The following is a 24,064-nucleotide window of genomic DNA, read 5'->3' as shown; positions in this document are numbered from 1 at the left end:
TCTCGATCTGGGTCAACCTTTCTTTGATTTCTTCCAAATCCTGCTCCACCTTCACATCATGCTCCCCTTCCTTCGTTTCGACTTATTCATCTTCCTGACACTCACTCACACAAGTTGCTCCAAAAACGCACTTTTTTTACGGCATTAAAATCAATTTGTTCATAAGGCTTCTCCCCAAATTCCAGCTTGAAATACTCCTGCAAACATTCCCCATACACGATAATATCCGTTTGATATACGGAAAATACCGGATTTCCTTCTTCAGATGGCTGCTCTGGGATATATCGATGTCCGTTGATTGGGATTAGCTTGGGCACACGTAAAAACTCACGTTTACATATATCAACAGCTTCCGCCGAATCTGTCGGTTTTTCGCCCCATTCGGGAGGCCAGAATACATGCTGCTCTACATCAAAAATCATACCTTCTAACGGCCAATTCAACCTTTGCCGAATTACACCCATCCGCTGTGGTGACGTATCTCTCCAAGGGATAAAGCTTTTACCGATGGGAAGAACACTCATCAGAAGCTCCCGCAAATCGGGCGGGAAGTGAATATCATACCTGCTTTCGACGTCGGTAATCTCCTGCATGGATAAGCCTGGAGCTAGGGTCACATCGTGTTTACGTAATAAATCTATGATATAAGCGATATCCATCTCTTATCGACTCCTCAGCAACTACCTAGTTGACCGGATTGGTCAAGAGGCCTACCAGGCTTGTAACTTCAACTTCACCAACACGGCGCGGACCTTCCATGAAATATCCCCTTGTTCCTACCTGTATCCGATGTCGGTGTACCTTTTTCCTCATTTCTCCAAACAAAATCCACATTCTCGCTTGCCCTTCCCGCTGAACAGGACGACCAACATCCATAATCAGTTGACCATCTCCATCTTCAAACTCAGGATGTATGGCATAAATTCCCGTATTCCCGATGTCGTCACCCTCATAGGCAAAATCACAGCGATAACCCTGAATAGGCAGCTGTTTCCTGCCTCCTTCTTCCGGTGTGTAAAATCGATATTTTATTATAAAATCGTGCGGATGCTGTCTGCTATTTTCATAGGGGTTCCACATTTCATATCATCCCCTTAGGTCTTTTCCAAAAATATGTACTTCATTCTAGTGTAATCTAACAGGAAAAGAAATCCAAGACCTATCCGCAATGCGTTGCTGAATAAGCTTGGATTATATGAGATTCATTTATTAGAATGTATGACTTCTATGCTTGCTGTCCGTTCACCTGAATATCTGCGGCTACTTGCTGCCCTAACCAAGCCCGCATGCGATTCCATGAAAAAACCTGCTCCGTATGAAATACACCGAATGGAAGTTCTGAACGGTACAGGGCGAGCGCTGCAAAGACGGCTGCCTTAGCGGTTAAATCAGACTGATGGTGACCCCTTAGCCGACATTCGACCTTCGTCTCCTTGCCATTGAGAGTTCCTCGAGCATCTACCTTGACCGCTACAGCATTCCCACCTATATGTACCTTGCTAAAGCTGCGAACCACTGCATCACGCACGGTTTGCTGTCGGAGTAGACCTGAAACTCCTATCGTCCGAAGCCCTGCTAGAAGCCGAGTGGTCAAGCGCGAATCGAAGCAAAGGCGTGTGCTAACCGTAGGAACTTTGAGCGTACGAGGAAGTGTCTGCTGATCTGAAAAAGGAAATCGATACGCCCGATGACGACCCACTCCTGCACCAAAATCTGCCACTATTCCGCCAGTAAAGCTTTTTCGAGTCACAAAACGTCCCTGTTCTATAACCTCCAAATCGGCATGAATCTGATCTACTGTCCACTCAATAGCAGCCTGACCGTGTCGATCTCCCAAACCCAGCATCAAAGATATATTCAACTCATCCGTCTGATCCATGAGCTGTGTCGCTTGCAGTGCCAACAGATTGGTCAGTCCCGGAGCTAATCCTACACTTAACAGGGCTGTGGCCTGATGAGCTCGGGCCTCCTGATGACACTGCTCCACCTGACTCAAAAAGTCCGCATTCGCGGTAATATCCATGTAATGCACCCCATGTCGAAGGCAGGCACGTACCAAGGCCGTATTGTCCTGATCCAAACACATGATTACCAATTTGGCTTGCTCTAATATCGACGGGTCCATCGGCTCATGAATATTAAGCTGCAAGGGCCGTATCTTACCATTCGATCGTTGGCTAAATTCAGTGGCCCGTTCCAGACTACGACCTGCGGCAAATACCTTGCCGGGAAACATTTCACTTAACTCTGTACATACAATTTTTCCAACATGGCCATACCCGCCAATGATGATGATGTTATCCTTTGTCATAAGATGTCCCTCCCTCTTTAACTGCAAACCATGCATTTACTAAAAAGCACCATAATACCGGGTGATGTGGGTAAAGCCTGCATCTATCAACAGTTCCTGTATTGCCGCATTGGACACTGGGTTTGACTCACGACCGATGGAAGCAGCGAATCGTTCCCAATCCTCCAGTGAAATGCCCTGGCTCAGCATATGACCTTTCCACGCCTGCATTTGGATGGAAAAAGAAGGCTCCTGTGAATTCCCATTAATAGAAGCTAAACAAAAAGGCGCACCCGGCTTGAGTCGAGTAGATATCTGGCGTAGCAACGCCTGTTTACTTTCCAAGCTTTGAAGAAAATGAAGCACCAGCAGGCAGGTTGCAGCGTCATAGACCGGTTCTCTGCATGATTCTTCGCTGTGCTTTTCGCGCTGTTCTTCAGGCTGTTCTCCAGACAACTCTTCCAACGTACCTGCAACAAACGATATTTTTGAACTGATGCCCGCATGTGTTACACGCTTACGTGCCAAATCCAGCATGTGCTCAGAGGGATCAACTGCCGTAAAGGACCATGCATCATGGCGCCCTCCGAGCGTAATCAATTCCTGACCGCCTCCAGCTCCGACAATTAGCACATTTGGATCTATATTTCGAATATGAGTTTGTGCTTCAAGCTGTGCGGCTATCAAACCGTCTGTCATCTCGTACAAATGAGCATATCCAGGTATTTTTAAAGCAATCGTATCCGCGTACTTATGCACATTCGGATGATTCCAGCTCATAGGTTGATTTGAGTCCGTATTTCCAATAGGGGTATGTCTCATATGTGCTTTCCTCCAAACATTTAGCCTTGATCTTCTCAGACCATTCATTTATTGTAGATTTAATTAAGAATCATTCTCAATTATAAAGACAATACAAATATCCACCATCCCATAAATGCGGGATTTAATAATCGCGCTTGAAAATCTCCAGCTTTCACGATAGGAGTAAATGATGAACGCACACTACACACAATTTGCACAGCTTAAGGACGTCCGACAGCAAATCATTGATCTAGGAAAAAAAGACCCCTCATCCCTAACGTACAAGCACACCCTAATCGACCGCTTGCGTACTCAGGTTACTTTCGATGCGGCGTGCTGTACCTCGGTAGATCCGCGTACGCTGCTTTCCACAGGGGCATTTACAGAGTCGGGTGTGGAGGACATTCATAACAAACTGCTAGAATACGAATACCTGCACGACGATATGATGAAATATGATCAGTTGGTGCGAGAAGGACAGTCTGTAGCGACGCTACATGGGTTTACACATGGCCAACCGGATCGGAGCACACGATATAGAGATGTTTTGCAACCCGCCGGATTCGGAGATGAGCTACGTGTTCCGTTTATGTACAAAGGGAGCTGTTGGGGATTTCTTAGGTTGTTCCGTCATCATGGAAAACCTGTATTCAGCGAGGAAGAGCAACAACTGCTTGAAGCGTTAGCGCCGTCCATAGCCTATCATCTGCGTCAGGCCAGTGTCGGTTTATCTCCATCCCCTGCCATGATCACGGAAAATGGACTTGAGCCAGGAGTTCTCATGCTTTCCGATAAGCTAAAACCGATTTCGTCCAATTTAGTAGCAGAGCAGTGGCTACAGTTGCTTCGGCAGCAGGAGGGAATCCATGAAGACGGTCTTCCGGCTCCCGTCCGGGTGGTATGCTTGCGAGCGCTATCCACTGCCACTGCACCAGCACGACTATGTATCCCTTCCACAGACGCAGGAGCCCCATGGGTAACCATCAGAGCCACCCTTCTGCAAGGCGGACAGAAGCATACGGGACAGAAGCAGCTAGCCGTATGGTTTGAGGCTGCTAAAGCAACTGACATGCTACCGCTTATGGCTGAGGTGTACTCATGGTCCGAACGAGAGAGACAAATTGTCCAACTCATTGTTCAGGGCTTTTCGACCAAGGAGCTGGCCAGCGCACTTCATATTACTGCCTACACGGTGCAGGATCACCTGAAAGCGATTTTCTTGAAAACAGATGTAAGCAGCCGTCGTGAGCTAGTATGGAAGGTATATTCCAGATTCAATTAACCTATGTAAAAAAGACAGATGACCCGATTAGGGATCATCTGTCTTTGCATCACTGCTCTATTGGAATGCCAGAGCCTTATTTCTTCGAAGAGGAGTTCGTATCATCGTATGACACTGGTGAGGGCTTCGCAATCCATTCATCAGCCTCAGGCTCGATATCCACGCCATTTTCCAGCTTCGTTTTCTCCATCAAGGAATCTCCGTCCTCGTCCTTCTTGTTGCGGATTTTCGCTTCGTCTTGAGTGTGGTCGCTCATGTTGATTCCTCCTTTTTTAATTTCATCTGATGGTTGTACCTTACTCATAATTACCCATTGCCGTCCTGTACAAACCTCTACACGACCAGATGCCCTTTTTTCTCCGCGGGTTCAATGATCGCCTCAATGCCAGCATTAAACTCCAGAAAGTCACTTTCTACTCCATCACTGAAAATAACTCCGTTTTCCGGCATCTGCGATGCAATCCGTAACGGTTTTTCGGCTGCTACCTGACCAAACACGAGATCCGCAGCAGTCGTTCGGCTGGGGAATGGTTCTCTCACCGTAAAATAAAGCGATGGCGAACTCCAGGTTGCACGATGATCATGACTCATTCCGTCTGCTGTCCCTTCCTGACTGAAGGCTGTACCTGGCATCAGCTGGCTTGGAGTCAGCGAGATTGGATGCCGTGTAGCACTGCCGACAATTCCGGCCGCTCCAGCCAGTACGCTGGTCAGCCAGCCTGTCGCTCCCAATCCGGTTGAAACGATAATGCCGCTGGAGGATTGCTGCTCTACTTGATCCTCCAGCCTTAGCTCATATCTCGCGGAAACATGAGTTTTGCGTCCAATGAACAAATCATTTACAGCATACAAGGATTGGCCATCATTTAATCGGGCCTTAGCCAGCGTAACTTCCTTAATTGGCCGTCTGTGCACGAATACATCCGGCACTACCCAGCGCAGGTCGGATACGGTAAACGGCAGCAATACCCCGTCCCAGCGCAATGGATCTGGATTCACGCCGATAAGCGGCTGCTCGGTCAAATATTTTAAGGTGTTGGCTACCAGCCCATCCTGACCCAGCACCACCACTGTATCCTGCTCACCAAAAATAAAGTTCGGCACATGCTCCCGCTCCACAATCTGAACACGACCCAAGGCCGTTAACTCCGACGTTGCCGTTGCCACCGCCCTGCGGTAATTTTCGTCCTCCAGCACATAATCACTGAAATCCGCACCCAGCCGTTCCATAAAGAAGCGAGCCTGCTGCACCGTATTGTATCGGACAATCAGTTCCTCCAGTCGCGTTTTACGCTTCACCAAAATGATCTTCTGCTCTGTCATTCGGCCGCTCATCGTGTTCTTCCTCCAGACCCTCTCGATCCTCCTGATCCGCTTGCTCCCGTATCTGACATGAGACCTTGCAGCAGATCCGGCGTAATATTCAGCTGACCGATTTTCCCTGCATTTTCTGCAAGCTCCTGGAATGCAATCGCAATTAGTTTATCCGGGCTCATATCCATGTTAGCCATAGCTTGAAGTACGTTCGGTTCAACATCCTGCAACGATTTCATGACGGCTGTCAGCTCATAGGCCTTGGCATCGGCTTCTGCCTTTTTATTCGTTACGGTCAGCTCAATCAGCTCGCGTTTTTTCTCCTCCAAGGCCGTGTCAAATCGTAGCTGCTCCTCTTTCATCTCACTTTGCTTTTGCTTTACGGAACGCTCGGCATCAAGTTGAGTTTCACGGATCTGCCTTTTTTTCGTCTCCACTGCAATCTCAGTGTTCAGCTCGTTTTCCTTCACACGCCGCTCTTGCTCAATAGATGCATTACGACGCTCATACAAAGCATGATCCGCGTTGCGAAGAATCTCTTCCCTCGCTTGAGCCTCCAGCGCTCTCATCGTCTCCTTATTAGGTAGAATCGCCAAAATCGACAGCCCCATAACCTCAATGCCGAGCTTTTCCATTTCCGTATGCTGAGCAATATCCTTTGTCATGTTTTGGGCCAGACGTTCACTGGACTGAACAGCTTCTTTGAGCGGGACACGCTCCAAATACTTTTTGGTAAGCACCTTGGCAATGTTAATCACCCGTTGGGCCAGCTTGCTTGGATCATCCGAAATGTAACGTCGTTCCTTCAAGTCATACGTATAGTTTAAAATCTGCGTCGTTCTCCGATAATCCACAATTCGATAAGTCAGTTGCCCCTGTACCGTCACCGCCTGAAAATCATTTGTCATGTCCTCAAACATGAACGGCGCATCAATAGAAGAGACGGGCACGACAACAACCGAGGTGGTCGGGGCGTAGTAATAAAAGGATAATCCAACACCCTCCCGAACCACCTTCCCGTTTTTCACCTTCATCACATATTCACTGGGCTGAAATTTAACAAAATTAAATCCAAACATAGCTGCTTCCCCGCTTTCTTTACAATTTATATTATTTTGTTATTATCATTTTGTTATTAACAATAAAATAACACATGTTCCCGATAATATCAATATGACATTTATAAAAAACAAAGGCCGTTTCCCCTCCGATACGCTCGGTTAGAGGAAACAGCCTAATTCGTTCTCTGCCTTCCTATGAAACTTTAAAGATCACGAAAAATTGTATGGTATCATCAAAAGGCGTTACATTTGTCATCATTTCATGGGTCATATATGAGCAACAGTTGTATAGTTGTATAAAGATATGATGACTCCCCGATTAGCGACGCACTGCATCGGCCTTGGGATGCAAGGAATCCGGCCTCATATCTGTCCAATGTGTGCTGATATAATTCATACATGCCTCACGGCTGTCTGTCGGGTGAACGACCTCCCATCCAGTCGGTACATGCTGGAAATCAGGCCAGAGTGAATACTGTCCTTCTCCATTCATCAGCACTAAATAACCACCTTCATTCTGCTCAAAAGGATTAATCATGGTTTGTTTTCCTCCTTGCGATTGTGATGTATTGATTTAGAAAGCCTGTATAGTTTTGCTGCCATCAGTTTTCCAATATGAGCCAAGGGTCCCGGCTGGCACAGATCCTTATGACGGCAATCCAGTTCATGCTGCTCTAGCTGTCCATCAATATAGGGAAGCCAGGTTTCCGGAGCAATTGGCTCAAACCAATCTGGGATAATTGTAGATCGGAAAAATAATATATCACCTTTGTACCGTCTCGGAACGTACTCCCCCAAGATACGCACAGAATTTACATAAGTATCCTTGAGGTTTAAAATCGTCTCCTCGCTGAGGCTGGCCAAGGCGCTACCATCGCTTCGTAAGATATGCAGGGCGGTGGAAAGCCGCAAAGGCTCATCATTCAGACTATCCGGGTCATAACCCCCCAGAGCCAACAGAGCGATTAACGCTTCCTCCTCATCTGGTCCTCCCCGCAGCGGCAAATGGTTGCTTGGGTAGGAATCCAGCATGGTCAGAATCGCAATTGTCTCTCCTTCGTATTGAAGCTGTGTCGCTATTGCATGAGCTACATTCCCTCCCAAAGACCACCCCAACAGATGATACGGTCCTGTGGGCTGAATTGTGCGAATATGACGAATATAATCGGCTGCCATATCATCCAGCGTCTGCGGCAATTCCTCCTGTTGGGCGATCCCGCGAGCCTGTAAGCCATAAATCGGATAATCCTTGCCCATGGACTGGATCAAGCCCGCATAACACCAGCTTAATCCGCCTGCCGGGTGTACACAGAACAACGGAGCTTGCAATCCACTTGCCCGCAAAGGCAGCAAAACGTCCAAAGCCCCTTGACTGGCACCTACGTTCAACTGCTCGGCTAGGCCAGCCACTGTTGGCGTTCCAAAAAGGTTGCCAATGCCCAACTCGATACCCAATGCCTCGCGGATTCTACTAATCAGCTTCACAGCCAGCAATGAATGACCGCCCAGATCAAAAAAGCCATCATCTATACCGATTCGCTCCATGCCAAGCGTCTCGGCAAACAAATCACACAGGATTTCCTCCTGTGGCGTTCGCGGTCCCCTTCCTCCACCCGCAGCCATCTGCATGGGAGCAGGTAATGCTTTACGATCCAGCTTGCCATTAGGTGTAAGCGGGAGATCGGATACCGTGACAAAAGCTGACGGTATCATATAATCAGGCAAGCTGACTCCTGCATGCAGTCGGAGTCTGGACGCTTGCGGTTCACCGCCAGGTACAGGAACAATATAGGCGACGAGTCGTTTGTCCCCCGGCTGATCTTCGCGGACAATGACCGCTGCCTGAGCCACATCATCATGCCGAACCAGCACCGCTTCAATTTCTCCCGGCTCCATGCGAAAACCACGTATTTTGACCTGCTGGTCAGCACGTCCGGCATACTCCAGCGAGCCGTCAGACCGCCAGCGGGCCAAATCACCTGTCCGATACATCCGGCTCCCCGGCAAACCATACGGATCGGCTACAAAACGCTCTGCCGTTAAAGCGGGTTTTCCCAAATAGCCTTGTGCCAATCCAGCACCGGCGACATATAAATCACCCGTTACACCCGGCGGGACAGGCTGAAGTCGATCATCCAGCACATACACTTGCAGATCAGAGATGGGACGCCCAATCAGACTGTTTGCTTTTTCAGCCACCATATCACGGTCCAACGCAATATAGCTGACATGTACAGTTGTCTCCGTAATCCCATACATATTCACCAAGGTAGGAGCATCGTCTGCATGACGCTCATACCATGCAGGCAGCCGGCCCAGTTCCAGAGCCTCACCACCAAATACGACATAACGCAACGCCAGCTTTTGTGAAAGGACAGGCTGTTCAAGATCAGCCTGCATCAGTTGATAAAATGCCGAAGGTGTCTGATTGAGCACCGTTACGCTCTCGTTCACCAGCAATTGCAGGAATTGCTCCGGAGAACGACTGACAGTATACGGCACAATGACAAGACGGCCTCCATGCAGCAACGGTCCCCAAATTTCCCATACTGAAAAATCAAACGCATAGGAGTGGAACAGAGTCCATACATCCGATGGACCAAAATGAAACCAAGGCTGCGTCGAATCAAACAAACGCGCGATATTTTGATGAGGAATAACTACTCCCTTTGGTTTTCCGGTAGAACCGGACGTATAAATAATATAAGCAGGATGAAGCGGCAACAAAGGCATCAGACGGTCTGCATCCACCGGGTTCCGGTCGGGATATGACTTCAGCTCCTTATTTGTCTGAGGATCCTCCAGTACAACCGGGAATACCGTGCTTGTTACCGGAATTGAGGATATTGTCACGTGAATGCTGGTAATCATCAGAGCAGGTGAAGCATCCTCTAGCATATATGCGAGACGATCTGCCGGATAATCAGGATCTAGCGGCAAGTAGGCGGCTCCCGATTTAAGCACAGCCAGCAATGCAATAACCATATCCAGTGACCGAGGAAGCGCCAGCGCCACAATGCGATCTGGACCTGCACCACGCGCTATCAGCAGATGCGCCAGTCGATTGGCACGCGCGTTCAATTCCTCATAACTTAGCTGGTTGCCTTCGTATGAAACTGCAACAGCTCCCGGGGTACGGGCAGCCTGTTGTTCGAATAAAACAGGCAAGCTCGAGGTAGACGCTTGGTTAGGACAAGTGCTCGCGTTCGTGTCACCGTTCCACTTCACGAGAATTTCGTGTCGTTCCTCGGGTCCCAAAATATCCAGGGCCCCTATCGGTTGTTCTGTATTAGCCACCGCGGCCACTAATAGCCGTTCCAGCCGTACCTTCATAGCTTCTATCGTTTCTCTTTTAAATAAATCGGTATTGTATTCGATCCATCCCTCGATTCCATCAGGTCGCCCGTCTGCGGTCCGACACTCGCGCAGCTCCACCGTCAGATCAAATTTCGCTGCACCCACACTGGCCAATTGCAGTTGAGTTTCCACACCGGGCAACAGCAATTCGGGATCAGGGGTGTTTTGTAAAGCAAGCATAACTTGAAACAATGGATGTCTCGATCTGGAACGTGTAGGGTTCAGCATCTCTACAAGCCGCTCGAAGGGTACATCCTGATGTTCATACGCATCCAGACAAGTACGACGGACCCGTTCCAACAGCTCACGGAAAGTAGGGTCGCCCAATGTGTTGATACGAAGCACCAGCGTGTTGATAAACAAGCCCACGAGATGATCCAGTCCCTCTGCGTTACGTCCCGCTATCGGACTGCCCACCGGGATATCCGTCCCTGCACCCAATCGGGTTAGCAATGCGGCCAACCCGGCCTGCACCACCATAAACAGGCTGGCCCGACTTTCACGAGCCAAACGCAGCAACTGCTCATGCAATTCGGGAGCGATACGCAATACAACGGTATCTCCCCGGTAGCTGGCCTCGGAAGGGCGTGGATAGTCTGTAGGCAGATCTATTTGATCCGGTAGACCTTTCAATGCGTCGTGCCAATAAGCAAGCTGCTTGTTCATCAGGCTGCCAGCCTCGTTCTCCCTTCCAAGCAGATCCTGCTGCCATAGCGCATAATCCGCATATTGTACAGGCAGCATCGGCAACACCGGTGCCATGCTTTCAGGATGTGCGGATTGTTCCGCATGTGCATTACGGTCGATGTGCGCAGCATAGGCTGTTGCCAAATCACGTGTGAGTGCATTCAGCGACCAGCCATCTCCGACAATATGGTGCAACGTCATAAGCAGCACATGCTGGTCAGCAGACAGCGTGAACAGTTCGGTTCGCAAAGCCGGCTCCACTGCAAGATCAAAGCAGTAACGTGACCCTTCAGCAAGCATGTGTGGCAGCTCTGCCTCACAAATTTTCGTCACACGGAGTACAGGCCAAGCTTGCTGCATTTCCAGAATGACCTGCTGCGCTACACCTTGCACATCTGGAAAAATCGTACGCAGCGTCTCATGGCGGGCCACGATGTCTCCTAAGGCAGCTTGAAGTGCCTCCACATTTACATCCCCCGACATACGGATAACGAGTGGGATATTATATGTAGGGCTTGGTCCCTCCATCCGATGCAGGAACCATAATCGGCTCTGGGCGAAGGAGAGAGGAATTCGTTGTGGACGTACGGCCGGAAGCAATGAGGGCCTTAAGCTCTGCCCTTGGTCCAGTCGTTCCGCAAAACTGGCAACCGTAGGAGTTTCAAACAGGCGGCCTATATTCAGTTCTACCCCGAATACCTCCCGGATTCTTGCCATCAAGCGTGCGCCAAGTAGCGAGTGACCGCCCAGATCAAAGAAACTGTCATCAATACCGACTATCGGTAGTGCCAGCACTTCTGCGAACAGGTCACACAACATGGCTTCCTGTGGTGTTCTGGGAGTACGGACGTGGAGAATCTTATCCATAACAGGAGCAGGCAATGCCTTACGGTCCAGCTTCCCATTAGGCATGAGCGGCAAGGCCCCCAGCATCACAAACGCTGAAGGTACCATATAATCGGGCAGACTCGCAGCGGCATATTCACGTAACGCCAGTGAATGCAAACGATGAGGCGATGAGCCCAAGTCCCCTCTTATACTTTGATATCCAAAAGGTTCGGCAGGCGCTTTTTGTTCGGATTGCTCACTTTGTCCCGATGACCTACCCGGCTCCTGCTGAATAGTCTCTGTCTCAGCTCCGGTAAGCACCGGCGTTGCTGCGGCAGCGATCGGTACGATATAGGCAACCAGCCGCTGATCGCCCTCTCGGTCCTCACGGACAATCACAGAAACCTGGGCTACATCGGAATGCCGCGCCAAAACGGCTTCAATTTCACCCAGTTCTACGCGGAAGCCGCGAATTTTAATCTGGTGGTCCGCACGCCCCCCGTATTCAAGAGATCCATCCAATCTCCAGCGGGCCAAATCTCCAGTTCGATACATGCGGCTCCCCGGAGGGCCAAACGGATTGGCTACAAAACGCTCCGCTGTCAAATCCGGGCGCCCATAATATCCCCGAGCCAACCCATCCCCGGCAATGTACAGGTCCCCTGTGACCCCTGCCGGAACTGCCTGAAGACTACCGTCAAGCACGTACACTTGCGTATTGCGGATAGGTCTGCCGATAGCCGGTGTTCCCGTGTCCCCTTTTTCGATGGAAGCTGCAGTAGACCAAATCGTCGTTTCGGTGGGACCGTACAGATTCGTAATGCGGCAATCCAGACGCTGGAGTGCATGCAGCAATTCCTCTGGAAGAGCCTCGCCTCCAACCAGCACCCGCAAACCCCGAATAGCCTCTGCATGTTCTGTTGCCAGCACATGCCACAGCGTAGGCGTCGCCTGCATCAGGGTAGGCTGTGAACGGTTAATCAGTTCGGCCAAAGCAGACGGCTCCTGAACGGTTTCCTTCCGGGCAATAATCAGTTGCGCACCATTCAACAAGGGCAAATAGATTTCCAGTCCGGAGATATCAAAGGATATCGTCGTAACTGCCAGCAGTCGATCCTGCTCACACAACGTGAATTGATCCTGCATGGCAAGCAAAAAATTTGTCAGGCTCTTGAAAGTAATAACGACTCCCTTCGGCTTGCCCGTTGAGCCAGAGGTATAAATAATATACGCAGGATGGTCCGTGGATAAAGGCTGAACACGTTCACGATCCGTAGGATTCGTATCCGGGTAGGCTGATAGTTCATGATTATGTCCGTTCAAAACAGCCGCCGAATCCCCTTGGCCGCTTCCTCCATCCAAAAACATACGTGGCACAGAAATGTCTGCCGGAATGCGGTCCGCTACCTGGGCATTGGTTAAAATGCAGACCGGAGACGCATGCTCCAGCACATAAGCAACACGATCCTGCGGATAATCAGGGTCCAGTGGAACATAAGCCGCGCCCGTTTTAAGCACAGCCAGCATCCCTATAACCATGTTGACGGAGCGAGGGAGCATCAGGGCAACGATCTGCTCAGGTCCTGTCCCATGAGCAATCAGCCAATGGGACAATCGGTTCGCCCGCTTATTCAGCTCCTTATAGCTAATTACCATGTCGTTGTCACATTCCACAGCTACAGCATCAGGTCTAAGTTCCGCCTGTAGCTGGAGCATTTCCTGTAAGGAAGCGACTGGCATCGGACTGGAAGAACGATTCCAGCCCTTCAATATAAGCTGACGCTCCGCAGGCAGCAGGAGGTCGATTTGTCCAATCGGCTGTTCTGGTTCCGAAGCTGCGACCTTTGTAAGCAACTGCAAGAAACGCTGTTGATGCTCTTCTATTTCCCGTTTGCTATACATAGCAGGGTTGGCATCCCAATCTATGCGCAATCCAGATCCGTCCGACCTGTCATACACATTCAAGGACAGATCATCAACCGGGCCTGCCGACAGGTTATGTGTAATTCCGCGAGAACCGTTAAAATTCAGCTCATAGTCAAATGGCATAATATTGACCAATGGACCAAACAATCTCCTGTTTTCACTAAGCAAGCGCAGATCACGCCGTAGCTCCTCATGCCTGTATTTTGCATGACGCCGTATCTCACCCAGCTCCTGTACCAATTGACGGAGCAATGTGGCTACCTTCATTCCTGGCTGAATCGACAAACGCAGCGGCAACAAATTCATCACCATACCCGGCACACGGAGCGAGGCTGAGCCTAATCGGTTCATCATTGGCAAGCCAAGTATAACGTCTTGTGCACCTGTGAACCGGTGAATATAAATAGCCATTGCCGCCAAAAATACATCCGGCCAGCTCACGTTGAGACGTTCCGCAGCCATCTGAAGACGTTCACGCTCCGCAGAGGTGACATGGGCTGTAACGCGTACGAAACCTCCAGCCATCGCTTCTTTCGAAGCTACATGCCCGGAGTTTCTCGTCGCATGGTCTCCCAAACTGGCCACCTCGAACCCATCGGCAAAGCGTTTGATCCAAAATTCACGCTCCTGCCCAAACTTCTCCGAGGCGCGATAGATCGAATCTTCCTCCAATAGTTGACTAAACCGCGGAAAGCAGCCCTCTTCGTCCAAGCGTCCTTCCGCCAAAGATGTGTACAGTTGAGCCACCCGCTGCGCTATGAGCGAAAAGCCAAAGCCATCCAATGCAATATGATGAACACGCTGATACCAGAAAAATTGATGATGACCTACCCGAAACAATGCCTGTGTAAACAGTGGCCCTTGGGTAAGATCAATCGGCTTCAGCAAATCATCCCTCATCCAGACTTCAGCAACTTTACGAGGGTCAGGAGCTGCGCTTACATCGATTTGGTGCAGCGTCCATTCCCCCGAAGGCATAATCATCTGCCAGGGTCCATCCTCATCCTCTCCGAACCGCAAATGCAGTGATTCAGCCTCTGCCATCGTGCGGCGAAGTGCTTCCTTAAAGCAAATGGGATCGACCGGCCCGTGAATTTCAACGTATTCACCGGTATTATAGGCCGGATTTTGCAAATCCATCTGTTGGGCAAACCAAATGCCCGCTTGCGCTCCCGACAAAGGAAGACGAATAGCCTGATGCTTGAGCATACATAAACCCTCCTTTAAAGGGAAAAATAGTCTAAATTAGGCATTGACTGCCTAGTTCGCGAAGACAATAGCTTCCACCAATCAGCAAGTGTCGGACGTTCAGCCAACTCCACGAACGTCACCCTTGCCCCGTAGCGGCGCCATTTTTCCACAAGACTCATCATACGAATCGAATCCAGTCCCCTATCCATCAGATTATCGTGGGCAGCCAATCCTTCCGCTGATTCCTGCAGCAGTCCTGCGACCTGCTCACGTACCAATTGTTCAGTTAACTGCGGAGCCGCAGGCACTTCCTTTTCAGCCATTGCTGAATCTAAAGTCTTTGCCTCGCTTTCTCTTTCACCAGGCTTCTGGTCAGCTATGCCTGTCTGAGCTGTAGCCATATTTACACTTTGCACCTGAGTACCTTCCGTTGCTGCCCCCTTCGTAGTCTCCAACTCGTCAATCAAGGGGACAGTCAGCATCGTAACCGCGCAACGCTCAGCAGCGTAAGTCAGGGCCATTTTGTGGTATTCCAGTGAAAAGTCCCCCAAGGCGTCAGCTACAAAAAAAGGCTGTATATCCTTCATAAATGCCTCGGTCGCGGTCATTAGACAGCCAATATGTGCGTAAATACCGGTAATCATGATCTGATCGCGATGATATTGCCGCAATATATCGTCTAAATTGGTTTTTTGAAATGCGCTATACCTCCATTTCGTCATAACCATATCCTGATCCGAAGGGGCAAGCTCGTTCACAATCTCCTTTTGAACAGGTCCATCATCCATCCCCTTGCCCCAAAAATCCTGCTGTAGCCCCCTTTTCTCCGGAGCCTGACCTCCCGGCTGCGCCGAATAGATTACAGGTATCCCAAGCTGCTGGCAGTGGCTTTTCAACAACTGGATGTTAGCGATCAACTCCTTGACCGGAGATTGCCCAGCCTCAAAAGCGGTAACAAAATATTGCTGCATATCATGAATCAATAGCACTGCACGTCTGGGATCAGGCCGCCATGCCACTTTATTTTGGGGCATATCCGAAGCACTCGGCATCGGATAAGCTGAAATTGGAGGAATAGCCATCATATCGCTTCCTTTCATTTTTCATTACGAGTATCTGTCTTGCGTTATGTGTTCTTGCTCATCGTTATGTCTCCATGCGGTTCAGGTGCAGATGCTAGCTGCTGTGTAATCATTTCCCGCAATGCTTTTTTACTAACCTTGCCTACACTGGTCTGTGGAAACGCTGTTATAAACTCAATTCTGTCAGGAATTTTGTAAGCCGCCAAACCACGTTCACGCAGAAATTTCTTCAACTCCGTTACGGTCGGTACCATCTCATACGGGATAATAAAAGCACAGGAACGTTCACCCAAATATTCGTCAGGCATGGCTACAATCGCTGCATCATGCACACCGGGATGGGCCAGCAAATGATTTTCAATCTCCTCAGCCGCCACCTTTTCTCCGCCCCGGTTAATTTGATCCTTCGCTCGGCCTTCCACAATCACATTGCCATCGGGACTCAACCTCACCAAATCGCCCGTACGATAAAATCCATCCCGCGTAAATGCTCTTGCATTATGCTGATCCGCCTTATAATAACCCCGAATCGTGTAAGGTCCGCGTGTAAGCAAATGGCCTACTTCTCCCGGTGCCACTTCTTTGTCCTCATCATCCAATATTTTAATTTCATCGTCGATTGAAATGGGACGTCCCTGAGTTGCTACAATGATATCCTCCGGATCATCCAGTCTGGTATAATTGACCAGCCCCTCCGCCATACCAAACACCTGTTGCAGGGTACACCCAAGTTCCGGCTTTATGCGACGAGCAGCCTCCTCATTGAATTTGGCTCCCCCTACTTGAAGCACCTGAAGACTGGACAAATCACAGGTTCTCGACGAAGCACTATCAAGCCATACCAGCGCAAGCGGCGGGACCAAAGCAGTAATCGTCACCTGCTCCTGTTCAATCAATGGAAAGGCATCATCTGGACTCGGCGTAGGCGCAAGTACAATTTTAGCTCCCGCATATAAGGCTCCGAAGACACCCGGAGAACTGAGCGGGTAATTGTGAGCCATGGGAAGCGCAGCTAAATACACGCTATCTTCATCCAGACCGCATATTTCAACACTGCCCCGCAGACTGTAAATATAATCATCGTGTGTCCTTGGAATTAGCTTGGGCAAGCCTGTACTCCCACCGGAAAGCTGGAGAAAGGCAATATCCCCTGCAAGCACCTGGGGTAACGACTGATCATGTTGGATATACAATCCGGATAGAGCCGTAAATTCCTGCGGCTTGCCCACAACAATGACATGACGCAGGGTTGCCACTCTGGCTTGTACCTCTCTAGCTAGTCCACGATAGTCAAAGCCCGAATATACATCTGGAATGATATAAGCGACCGCCTCGGAAAATTCACCGAAATAGGCAATCTCGCTACTTCGATGAGCCGGAAGCGAGAATATGGGTAACGCACCCAATCTGAACAGCGCAAAGCATACATCAAAAAACTCCGTGACATTTGGCAACTGAACGATGACCCGATCCGTCGGTCTAATTCCCAATTGGTAAAATCCGGCTGCCAGACGATCTGCTTTTTCGTCCAATTCACGGTAGCTTGTACTTGTTTGGCCGTCCGTCACTGCCGTCCGGTCACCTTGCGATACTGCACGCTCCCGCAACATTTCTCCAAAGGTCACTCCCTCCCAGTAGCCTGCCTTCCGGTAACGCTCGGCAAATTCCTGCGGCCATGTAGGGCATCCGGGCAACATCATGATATTCCTCCTCTTTCTGTACCGTTCTCGTTATTCATGCTTCAGTCCCAATGCCTGAAGCATGGTTCCAAACTTGGCTGCTGTTTCCGCCAGTTCGTCTTCCGGGTTTGAAGCCGCCACAATGCCTGCCCCTGCAAACAAACGCAAGGAATGCTTTGCAGCTTCTGCACAACGGATCGTAATCACCCATTCTCCATCTCCTGCTGCATCACACCATCCAACAATTCCCGTGTAAAAGCCCCGATCAAACGATTCGATATCTCGGATAACCTTTTTGGCCTGCTCTGTAGGCGAACCGCATACGGCTGGCGTAGGATGCAGCGCCAGGGCAACGGCCAAAGATGAAACCGTCAAATCCACTAATTCCCCCGTAATTTCAGTCGAAAGATGCCACATCGTCTCTGTTTGTATCAGCGAAGGCTCCTGCGGCACATCCAGTCTCCGGCATAGCGGTCTGAGTGCCAAGGCCACCGCTTCAACGACTACCGCGTGCTCATGCCGGTCCTTGACTGATTCCAGCAATGCCGCAGCCCGCAGCTTATCTTCGACAGGATCATCACTGCGAGGTGCAGAGCCAGCCAGCGGATTAACCGTCAGATGCAGCCCCTCTCGGGAAACGAGCAGCTCGGGGCTAGCTCCAATCAGCGTTCGCTGTTCCACACCGACAACAGCCCCGTCCGAGCCTGCTTCTTCCGCCTCCAAAGCGGGTAAATCAACAGCGAAGGTATAGCCTTTGGTATTATGTCTGGCTAAATTATGCAAATAACTTGGAACGTCTACTTGTTCCGAAGTATCCAGCTGTAGTGTTCTGGAGAGCACGATTTTGTTCAGCTCCCCGGACGCAATATATTTCAGGGCCTGTTCCACCCCCTGTACAAACTCCGACGGTTCGGGCACGGAACGAATACCGTAGTCCGGAGCCTGCCCAAGCTTTGTCGGGTTCACACGGCTGGCAGCATTCGCTGAATCGGCAGCTTTCCCATTCTCGGAGTGCCAGTTCGTAGAGTGAGAATGAAGCGGCCCCGCCCATCGAGTCTCTGCCGGAACCAGAAGCTGTGCAGCCCGTGAAGCATCAAAGGGAATAGCTCCCACCACAATCGGATGTCCACCGTGGGACTGACGCACACTCTCGAGCAACGTGGCTACACGCCCGGTCAATCCGCCCTCCGTATCGCTTGCCTCCCCATGCGGCAATGCCCCCAACGTACCTTGGGCCAGTAAAGTCCGGGTGGGTGACGCAAAAAAGAAGGAAGAGCCTGGCTTGTAATCTTTTAGCAAGTGAGTCGCTTGCACTTCAAGCGCAGTATTGGATTTCATACGTTATTGCCTCCTATTCCATTGTTTTCTGTCACGATTGCCATTACCTATTCCCATACAAGACCGCTGCATTCCACTCAGACACCTAACGTAGCGCCACCATCAATGCGCAAATCATGCATCGTTATATGGCGTGACTTGTCCGAAGCAAGAAAAACAACAGCATCCGCGATATCTGCCGGATCAGCCAACCTTCGCAGTGGAATGCCGACCTTGTAAGCGTTCGGCGATCCGTCAATAGCTGCTTGTGCCCCACTTTCATCAGACCACAGGGACCACTGCATTTCTGTCTCCGTAGAACCTGGGGACACCACATTACAGCGAATATGATGGCAGGCAACCTCCAATCCCAAGCATTTAGTAAACATCGCCGAAGCGGCCTTTGAAGCTGCATAAGCTGCCATATACATACGAGGTACAGCTCCCGCATTGGAACCCACCGTGACAATCGAACCCGATTTCCGGGGAATCATATGCTTCACCACAGCCCGGGATATGTAAAAGACACCGTTTGTGTTTACAGCAAAGGTTTCCGTCCAGTCACTGTCACGGAGCGTGTCTACTAGCCCAATTCGTAGCACACCCGCAACATTCACCAAAATGCCAACTGGTCCGAGATGATGCTCAATCTGCTCTACCATCTCGTCGACAGCCGCACGATGGCTGATATCGACAGGAAAAGCCGTTGCACGATAGCCGTCACGCACCAGCTCGTCTACCAGCCTGCTCACACCTTCTGCGTTTCGGTCTACAGCGGCAATGATTGCTCCCAATTCGGCCAGAGAACGCGCCACAGCAGCACCGATACCTTGGGCAGCACCTGTAACCAGAGCTACCTTCCCCTGTATTCCGTCATCACTCATGTTCATTCCACCCTTTCCAGCGAAATCAAAAGAAGCAGTTTAATGCCCAGTTTCTACTGTAATCATCATTCATTTTGAATTTAAATAACTAATAATGATAATCATTATCAATTAAGAGTTACAAAATATGATAACTAAACCATCAATTACAGTCAATGTTGAAAATCGTCTGTTTTAGTCCATATTTGTACATTTAAGAAAATTATCAATTCAAAAAAACCTCTCCTGGTAGCATCGGAGAGGTTTTTTTGAATTTTATCCCTTTTTATACTCTATATCCCTTTAGATATCTTCATTTTTTGGTTCTTTTTATAGTTTTAGTGACAAACCGAAGCAAAACGAACGGCTCTGCTCACCAGTACTGGCAACACGGATATATGGCCTTCATCTGCAAATTCACGGAATTCTACATGCAAGCCCGAATCATTCACATTTGTTAAACGCTCGGCAAGCTCCCTGGCCTTTTCCTGCATACCACTTGAATGTCCTGCTTCCAGCTCACCCACCGCAATCAACAGCCTTTTGTTCCGTTGTTCCTGAGCTGTGGAGGCTAAAAAGTGTTTCTCTTCCTCCATAATGGCCCTCCCGCCCCAGTGAATAGAGGGACTTCCCGCCACATAGACCTGAAAAGAGCCGGGTCTTGTAAACAGGGTATGTAATACGAACAGGCCCCCTAATGAATGACCGAAGATCGTTTGTCGGCTGCGATCAATGTGAAAATCATGCTCCATTTCAGGCTTTAGCTCATCTTCAATAAATGACAGGAAATGCTCGGCTCCCCCGCTTTCAATAGGTGCTTCTCCATTTGGTTTTACAGGAAGCTCTACTGCCGTTCTTGGTAGTGTAAGATCGTAATATCGAGAAGGATGGAACGGAGCCTCTGTTGGGTAGCCTATTCCTACAATGATAGCTGGGACAACCCCCGTTTTGTCGGGTCGTCTGCCCTGAACACGCACCGCTTCCACCATGGTTCCAAAAACAGAATTGGCATCCAGTACATAAATAATTGGATATCCGGATACAGGAGGTTCCTCAGCAGGGATGGCAATATAAATATGATACTCACGGTTTTCAGCCTGTGAATACATCACTCGATGCTGGCTTCGAGGAACGTACACAGCTCCATGTGCATCACTGGAACGATGAACATGCGTAAATAGGTCTTTCACGGGAATAACCTCCTATAGAACCTCAATTTCAATTCAATTAGGCCGTTTTTTTCATGAGCAAGACTACAAAATAAGGGACCCCGATCACCGCAATAATCAGCCCAACGGGAATTTCCGCAGGCGCAACCACCGTTTTGGCAACAAAATCAGACAACAGTACCAGCACCATACCCACCATGCCGCATACGGGAATCACAAGACGATGATGAAGGCCAACCAATCTTCTGGCGATATGAGGGGACAATAATCCTACAAAGCCTATTCCTCCTGAAACAGACACACAGGCACTCACCAGTCCAATGCTGGACAGCAGAAGAATAGACTTTTCCTTTTCGGTCGCAACGCCGAGACTTTTAGCTGTATGTTCATGCAATTGAAATAGATCCAGAACATACGATTTCAACCAAATAACAGGGATCAAAATGACAAGCCACGGAATTACGGCGGCAACCAGCTTCCAATCCGCACTCCAAATACTGCCCGACATCCATACTGTCGCCATCTCGAAATCCGAGGCTTTCATTTTCAGCGATAGATATAAGCTTAAGGAACCGAAGCCAGAGCCAATAGCGATACCTACGAGAAGCAGCCGCTGCGGATCCAGGCGTCCTGCTTTCCATGCAAACAAATAGATCAGCAGTGCAGCCATCAATCCTCCAATCAAGCCAAAAAAGGGCATAGCCAACGCCGCAGTCCAGCCTGTCGTTTCCATCTGTCCTTGGTAAAAGAACATAAATATGACGATGGCTGCCCCCGCCCCTGCATTAATGCCCAAAATGCCGGGATCAGCCAAGCCATTCCGTGTAACTCCCTGTACCGCCGCCCCAGCAATCCCCAGCCCCAGACCGACCAAGGCTGCAATTACAATACGAGGTAGCCGAAAATCAAAAATTACCAAATCCAACTGCGGAGTAGGATGAATACGGAACAACGTCTGAACCACTTCCTGCAGAGTCATGTCAAACTCCCCATGGGTCAGACTAATATAGGAGGCTGCTAAAATGAGCGCAGCCACGCTTAAAAGTACGAGCCACAGGCGTTTTGCACTGATTTTACGCATGCTCTCCCCCTCCTTTTCTACGTATTAAGTACAGAAAGAAAGGGATGCCAATGACTGAGGTAACCACACCAATAGGCGTTTCAAACGGATAATTTAGAAAACGGCTCAACACATCAGACATACCCAAAAAAACGCCACCGATCAAACCAGAGCATGGAATGACCCAACGGTAATCTACTCCGATTAAATATCGGGTGATGTGCGGAATCAATAAGCCAACAAAAGCAATTTTTCCTGCCAGCGCAACAGAAACACCCGTCAGCAATGCTACACAGAGCATCGCCCCCAGCTTGACCGGTAATGACCGCTGTCCCAGGCCTGTGGCCACGTCGTCGCCTAGCGACAGTAGTGTTATTGGCTTGGCCAGCAGCATCGCCCCCACAACTGCCACAAGAGCAAAGGGAATTGCCAATTGGATCATCCCGGGATCCATCTGATGCAGTCGTGCGTTAAACCAGAAGCTTACATTTTGCGATACATTAAAATAAATGGAAAGAACGGCCGACAGGCTGCTTAAAAACGTGCCGATGATTGTTCCCAAAATGGCCATACGAACCGGAGCAAGACCCCCGGGAATCATCCAGGCTAAACCGAATACAATAGCTACCCCAAGAGCCGATCCTACAAAAGAACTGCCGATCAGCCCCATCGAAGTGGAGTTCGGCGCGAGGATCATCATTAAGGTGATCACAAATGCCGCTCCATCTGACACGCCCATAATGGAGGGTGAAGCCAAGAAATTCCGCGTCATTCCCTGCATAATGGCTCCTGAAATCGCGAGAAAAGCACCAATCAATATAGAGCCGACCGCTCTAGGCAGACGAGAGTTTAATACGACCTGATGATCTACATTCCCAGCATCAAAATGGAAAAAGGTAGCAATTACCGTCTCCCATTCTATCGTCTTGGCTCCGTACATCACAGACAGCAGTAACGTTAACACGATAAACAAGGGAGAGACGAAGATGATAAGGTAAGGAGAGATTAATTTTTTTCCCATGTTCCTACCTTTACTGCGAAAGTCGGTTCATAACCGCTTCCAAAAAGGCTAGTTTGCTCCATGAAGTACCGCCTTGAGCATTGGGATCTACGATGTTGACGAAGGTTTTCCCATTCTTTACGGCGCTGATACTGCTCCAAATCGGATTTTTCTCCAGATCTGCTAATGCCTGCGGCTGATCCTTGTTCTCTCCTTCTGAGAATTGCACGAACAGATAATCAGGGTTCATATCAGCCAACTTCTCCAAAGAAACTGCCTCTTGTGCCTTTACTGTATTTAACTCTTCCGGTACCTTAGCTCCCAGATCAACATATAGCGAAGGATTGAAATATACATCTGCAGGATATACATACAGATTACCTGTACGAATCCGTACCATAAGCACCTTTTTGTTTTCCCATAATGGCTTGAGCTTCTGTTGGGCCGCCTGAGCATCTCGCTTGTACTTGTTCAGTATCTCTTTCGCCTTCGCCTCTTTGCCCGTAAGTTGCCCCAACATGAGCAGGTTCGCTTCCCAGTTCGTTGAAATATGAGATACTGGAATCAATGTAGCGACCTTCCCCAGCTGTTCTGCCACCGCAGGTCGAAATTTGGAGCTCCCAAGAATCACATCTGCCTTCAGTTTCAGGATCGTTTCAGCACTAGGCTGCATTCGGTCACCAACATCTGCGGCTCCTTCCATCGCTTTTTCCATGTATTCGGGGAATTTTCCTCCCGAAGTAACCGCCCCAGTCGGCTTTACTCCCAGGACAGCCGCATCTTCCATCGCTTCCAGACTTGCTACAATAATATGATCCGTCTTGGTCAGCTTATAAGTCTTATCTAGATATGTAATCGTCTTGGCACTTTCTCCGTCGGAAACTGACGTCTGTGTCGATGCATTGGAATTCGTTTGAGCCGAGCTATCCACCTCCTGCACTTTTCCACCACACGCTGTCAACAACAAACTTGCCGATAATAAAGTACACACCCCTACTGCAAACTTCTTCATAACCTGAATGGCTCCCCTCTACTGCTTGATTACAGATAATAGTTATCATTATCAATGATAACTATTATCAATAGTAGGAGAGAAATCAGTGCATTGCAATATTTTTTCTAATATTTATTAAAAAGGTGAGCTTTTTTCCTTG

The 24,064-nt window shown here is 49.4% G+C and carries 17 protein-coding genes and 1 pseudogene; 1 reads left to right on the top strand and 17 read right to left on the bottom strand.

Features of this window, described 5'->3' with window-relative positions:
• Positions 1–101 precede the first annotated feature (101 nt).
• The 4 genes and pseudogenes from MHH57_RS07110 to MHH57_RS07095 form a co-directional block, all read right to left on the bottom strand.
• Entirely contained in the window at positions 102–659 is a 558-nt protein-coding gene (locus tag MHH57_RS07110) for a hypothetical protein (protein ID WP_029516442.1), read from the bottom strand.
• Between the two features lie 25 nt (positions 660–684).
• Entirely contained in the window at positions 685–1,080 is a 396-nt protein-coding gene (locus tag MHH57_RS07105; protein WP_029516441.1) for a hypothetical protein, read from the bottom strand.
• Positions 1,081–1,225: 145 nt separating this feature from the next.
• Positions 1,226–2,311, bottom strand: coding sequence for a saccharopine dehydrogenase NADP-binding domain-containing protein (locus MHH57_RS07100; RefSeq protein WP_340954851.1), 1,086 nt, complete (start codon positions 2,309–2,311; stop codon positions 1,226–1,228).
• A pseudogene (locus MHH57_RS07095) lies at positions 2,298–3,112 on the bottom strand (class I SAM-dependent methyltransferase). Before MHH57_RS07095 ends, MHH57_RS07100 begins: the two are co-directional and overlap by 14 nt.
• A gap of 172 nt (positions 3,113–3,284) precedes the next feature.
• Here MHH57_RS07095 and MHH57_RS07090 point away from each other — a divergent pair.
• On the top strand, positions 3,285–4,376 hold the full coding sequence (locus tag MHH57_RS07090; RefSeq protein ID WP_342434983.1) for a LuxR C-terminal-related transcriptional regulator: 1,092 nt from the start codon (positions 3,285–3,287) through the stop codon (positions 4,374–4,376).
• Positions 4,377–4,452: 76 nt separating this feature from the next.
• Here MHH57_RS07090 and MHH57_RS07085 read toward each other — a convergent pair whose 3' ends face one another.
• The 13 genes from MHH57_RS07085 to MHH57_RS07025 form a co-directional block, all read right to left on the bottom strand.
• Complete coding sequence (locus tag MHH57_RS07085; protein WP_013309345.1) at positions 4,453–4,632, bottom strand: hypothetical protein; 180 nt, start codon at positions 4,630–4,632, stop codon at positions 4,453–4,455.
• 77 nt (positions 4,633–4,709) lie between these two features.
• Positions 4,710–5,711 carry a sugar kinase gene (locus tag MHH57_RS07080; RefSeq protein ID WP_029516439.1) on the bottom strand — a complete coding sequence of 334 codons (1,002 nt, stop codon included), beginning with the start codon at positions 5,709–5,711 and terminating at the stop codon, positions 4,710–4,712.
• Complete coding sequence (locus MHH57_RS07075) at positions 5,708–6,769, bottom strand: SPFH domain-containing protein (RefSeq protein WP_029516438.1); 1,062 nt, start codon at positions 6,767–6,769, stop codon at positions 5,708–5,710. Before MHH57_RS07075 ends, MHH57_RS07080 begins: the two co-directional genes overlap by 4 nt.
• A gap of 301 nt (positions 6,770–7,070) precedes the next feature.
• Entirely contained in the window at positions 7,071–7,289 is a 219-nt protein-coding gene (locus MHH57_RS07070) for an MbtH family NRPS accessory protein (protein ID WP_029516437.1), read from the bottom strand.
• Positions 7,286–14,758: an amino acid adenylation domain-containing protein gene (locus MHH57_RS07065; protein WP_342434982.1), complete on the bottom strand. Its 7,473-nt coding sequence runs from the start codon at positions 14,756–14,758 to the stop codon at positions 7,286–7,288. Before MHH57_RS07065 ends, MHH57_RS07070 begins: the two co-directional genes overlap by 4 nt.
• Positions 14,759–14,772: 14 nt before the next feature.
• A complete protein-coding gene (locus MHH57_RS07060; RefSeq protein WP_341071815.1) occupies positions 14,773–15,822 on the bottom strand; it encodes an isochorismatase family protein in 1,050 nt (349 codons plus the stop codon).
• Positions 15,823–15,866: 44 nt separating this feature from the next.
• On the bottom strand, positions 15,867–17,519 hold the full coding sequence (locus MHH57_RS07055; protein ID WP_342435165.1) for a (2,3-dihydroxybenzoyl)adenylate synthase: 1,653 nt from the start codon (positions 17,517–17,519) through the stop codon (positions 15,867–15,869).
• Positions 17,520–17,552: 33 nt separating this feature from the next.
• Positions 17,553–18,839 (bottom strand): isochorismate synthase DhbC, encoded by a 1,287-nt coding sequence (gene dhbC / locus MHH57_RS07050; RefSeq protein ID WP_341039107.1) that lies wholly within the window; start codon positions 18,837–18,839, stop codon positions 17,553–17,555.
• A 77-nt stretch (positions 18,840–18,916) separates the two neighbouring features.
• Entirely contained in the window at positions 18,917–19,702 is a 786-nt protein-coding gene (locus tag MHH57_RS07045; RefSeq protein ID WP_322251360.1) for a 2,3-dihydro-2,3-dihydroxybenzoate dehydrogenase, read from the bottom strand.
• A gap of 317 nt (positions 19,703–20,019) precedes the next feature.
• Positions 20,020–20,790 carry an alpha/beta hydrolase-fold protein gene (locus tag MHH57_RS07040; RefSeq protein WP_340933886.1) on the bottom strand — a complete coding sequence of 257 codons (771 nt, stop codon included), beginning with the start codon at positions 20,788–20,790 and terminating at the stop codon, positions 20,020–20,022.
• Positions 20,791–20,908: 118 nt separating this feature from the next.
• Positions 20,909–21,931: an iron ABC transporter permease gene (locus MHH57_RS07035; RefSeq protein ID WP_029516431.1), complete on the bottom strand. Its 1,023-nt coding sequence runs from the start codon at positions 21,929–21,931 to the stop codon at positions 20,909–20,911.
• Positions 21,924–22,931 (bottom strand): iron ABC transporter permease, encoded by a 1,008-nt coding sequence (locus MHH57_RS07030; RefSeq protein ID WP_039269698.1) that lies wholly within the window; start codon positions 22,929–22,931, stop codon positions 21,924–21,926. The genes MHH57_RS07035 and MHH57_RS07030 overlap by 8 nt, the downstream gene beginning before the upstream one ends.
• A gap of 10 nt (positions 22,932–22,941) precedes the next feature.
• Positions 22,942–23,922, bottom strand: a complete 981-nt coding sequence (locus tag MHH57_RS07025) for an ABC transporter substrate-binding protein (protein ID WP_029516428.1) — start codon at positions 23,920–23,922, stop codon at positions 22,942–22,944.
• Positions 23,923–24,064 lie beyond the last annotated feature (142 nt).

Origin of the sequence: Paenibacillus sp. FSL H7-0442 (assembly GCF_038593105.1) — a bacterium.
Lineage (GTDB): Bacteria > Bacillota > Bacilli > Paenibacillales > Paenibacillaceae > Paenibacillus > Paenibacillus polymyxa_D.
The sequence above is the reverse complement of the archived record's forward strand: the minus strand, read 5'-3'. Positions and strand labels throughout refer to the sequence as shown.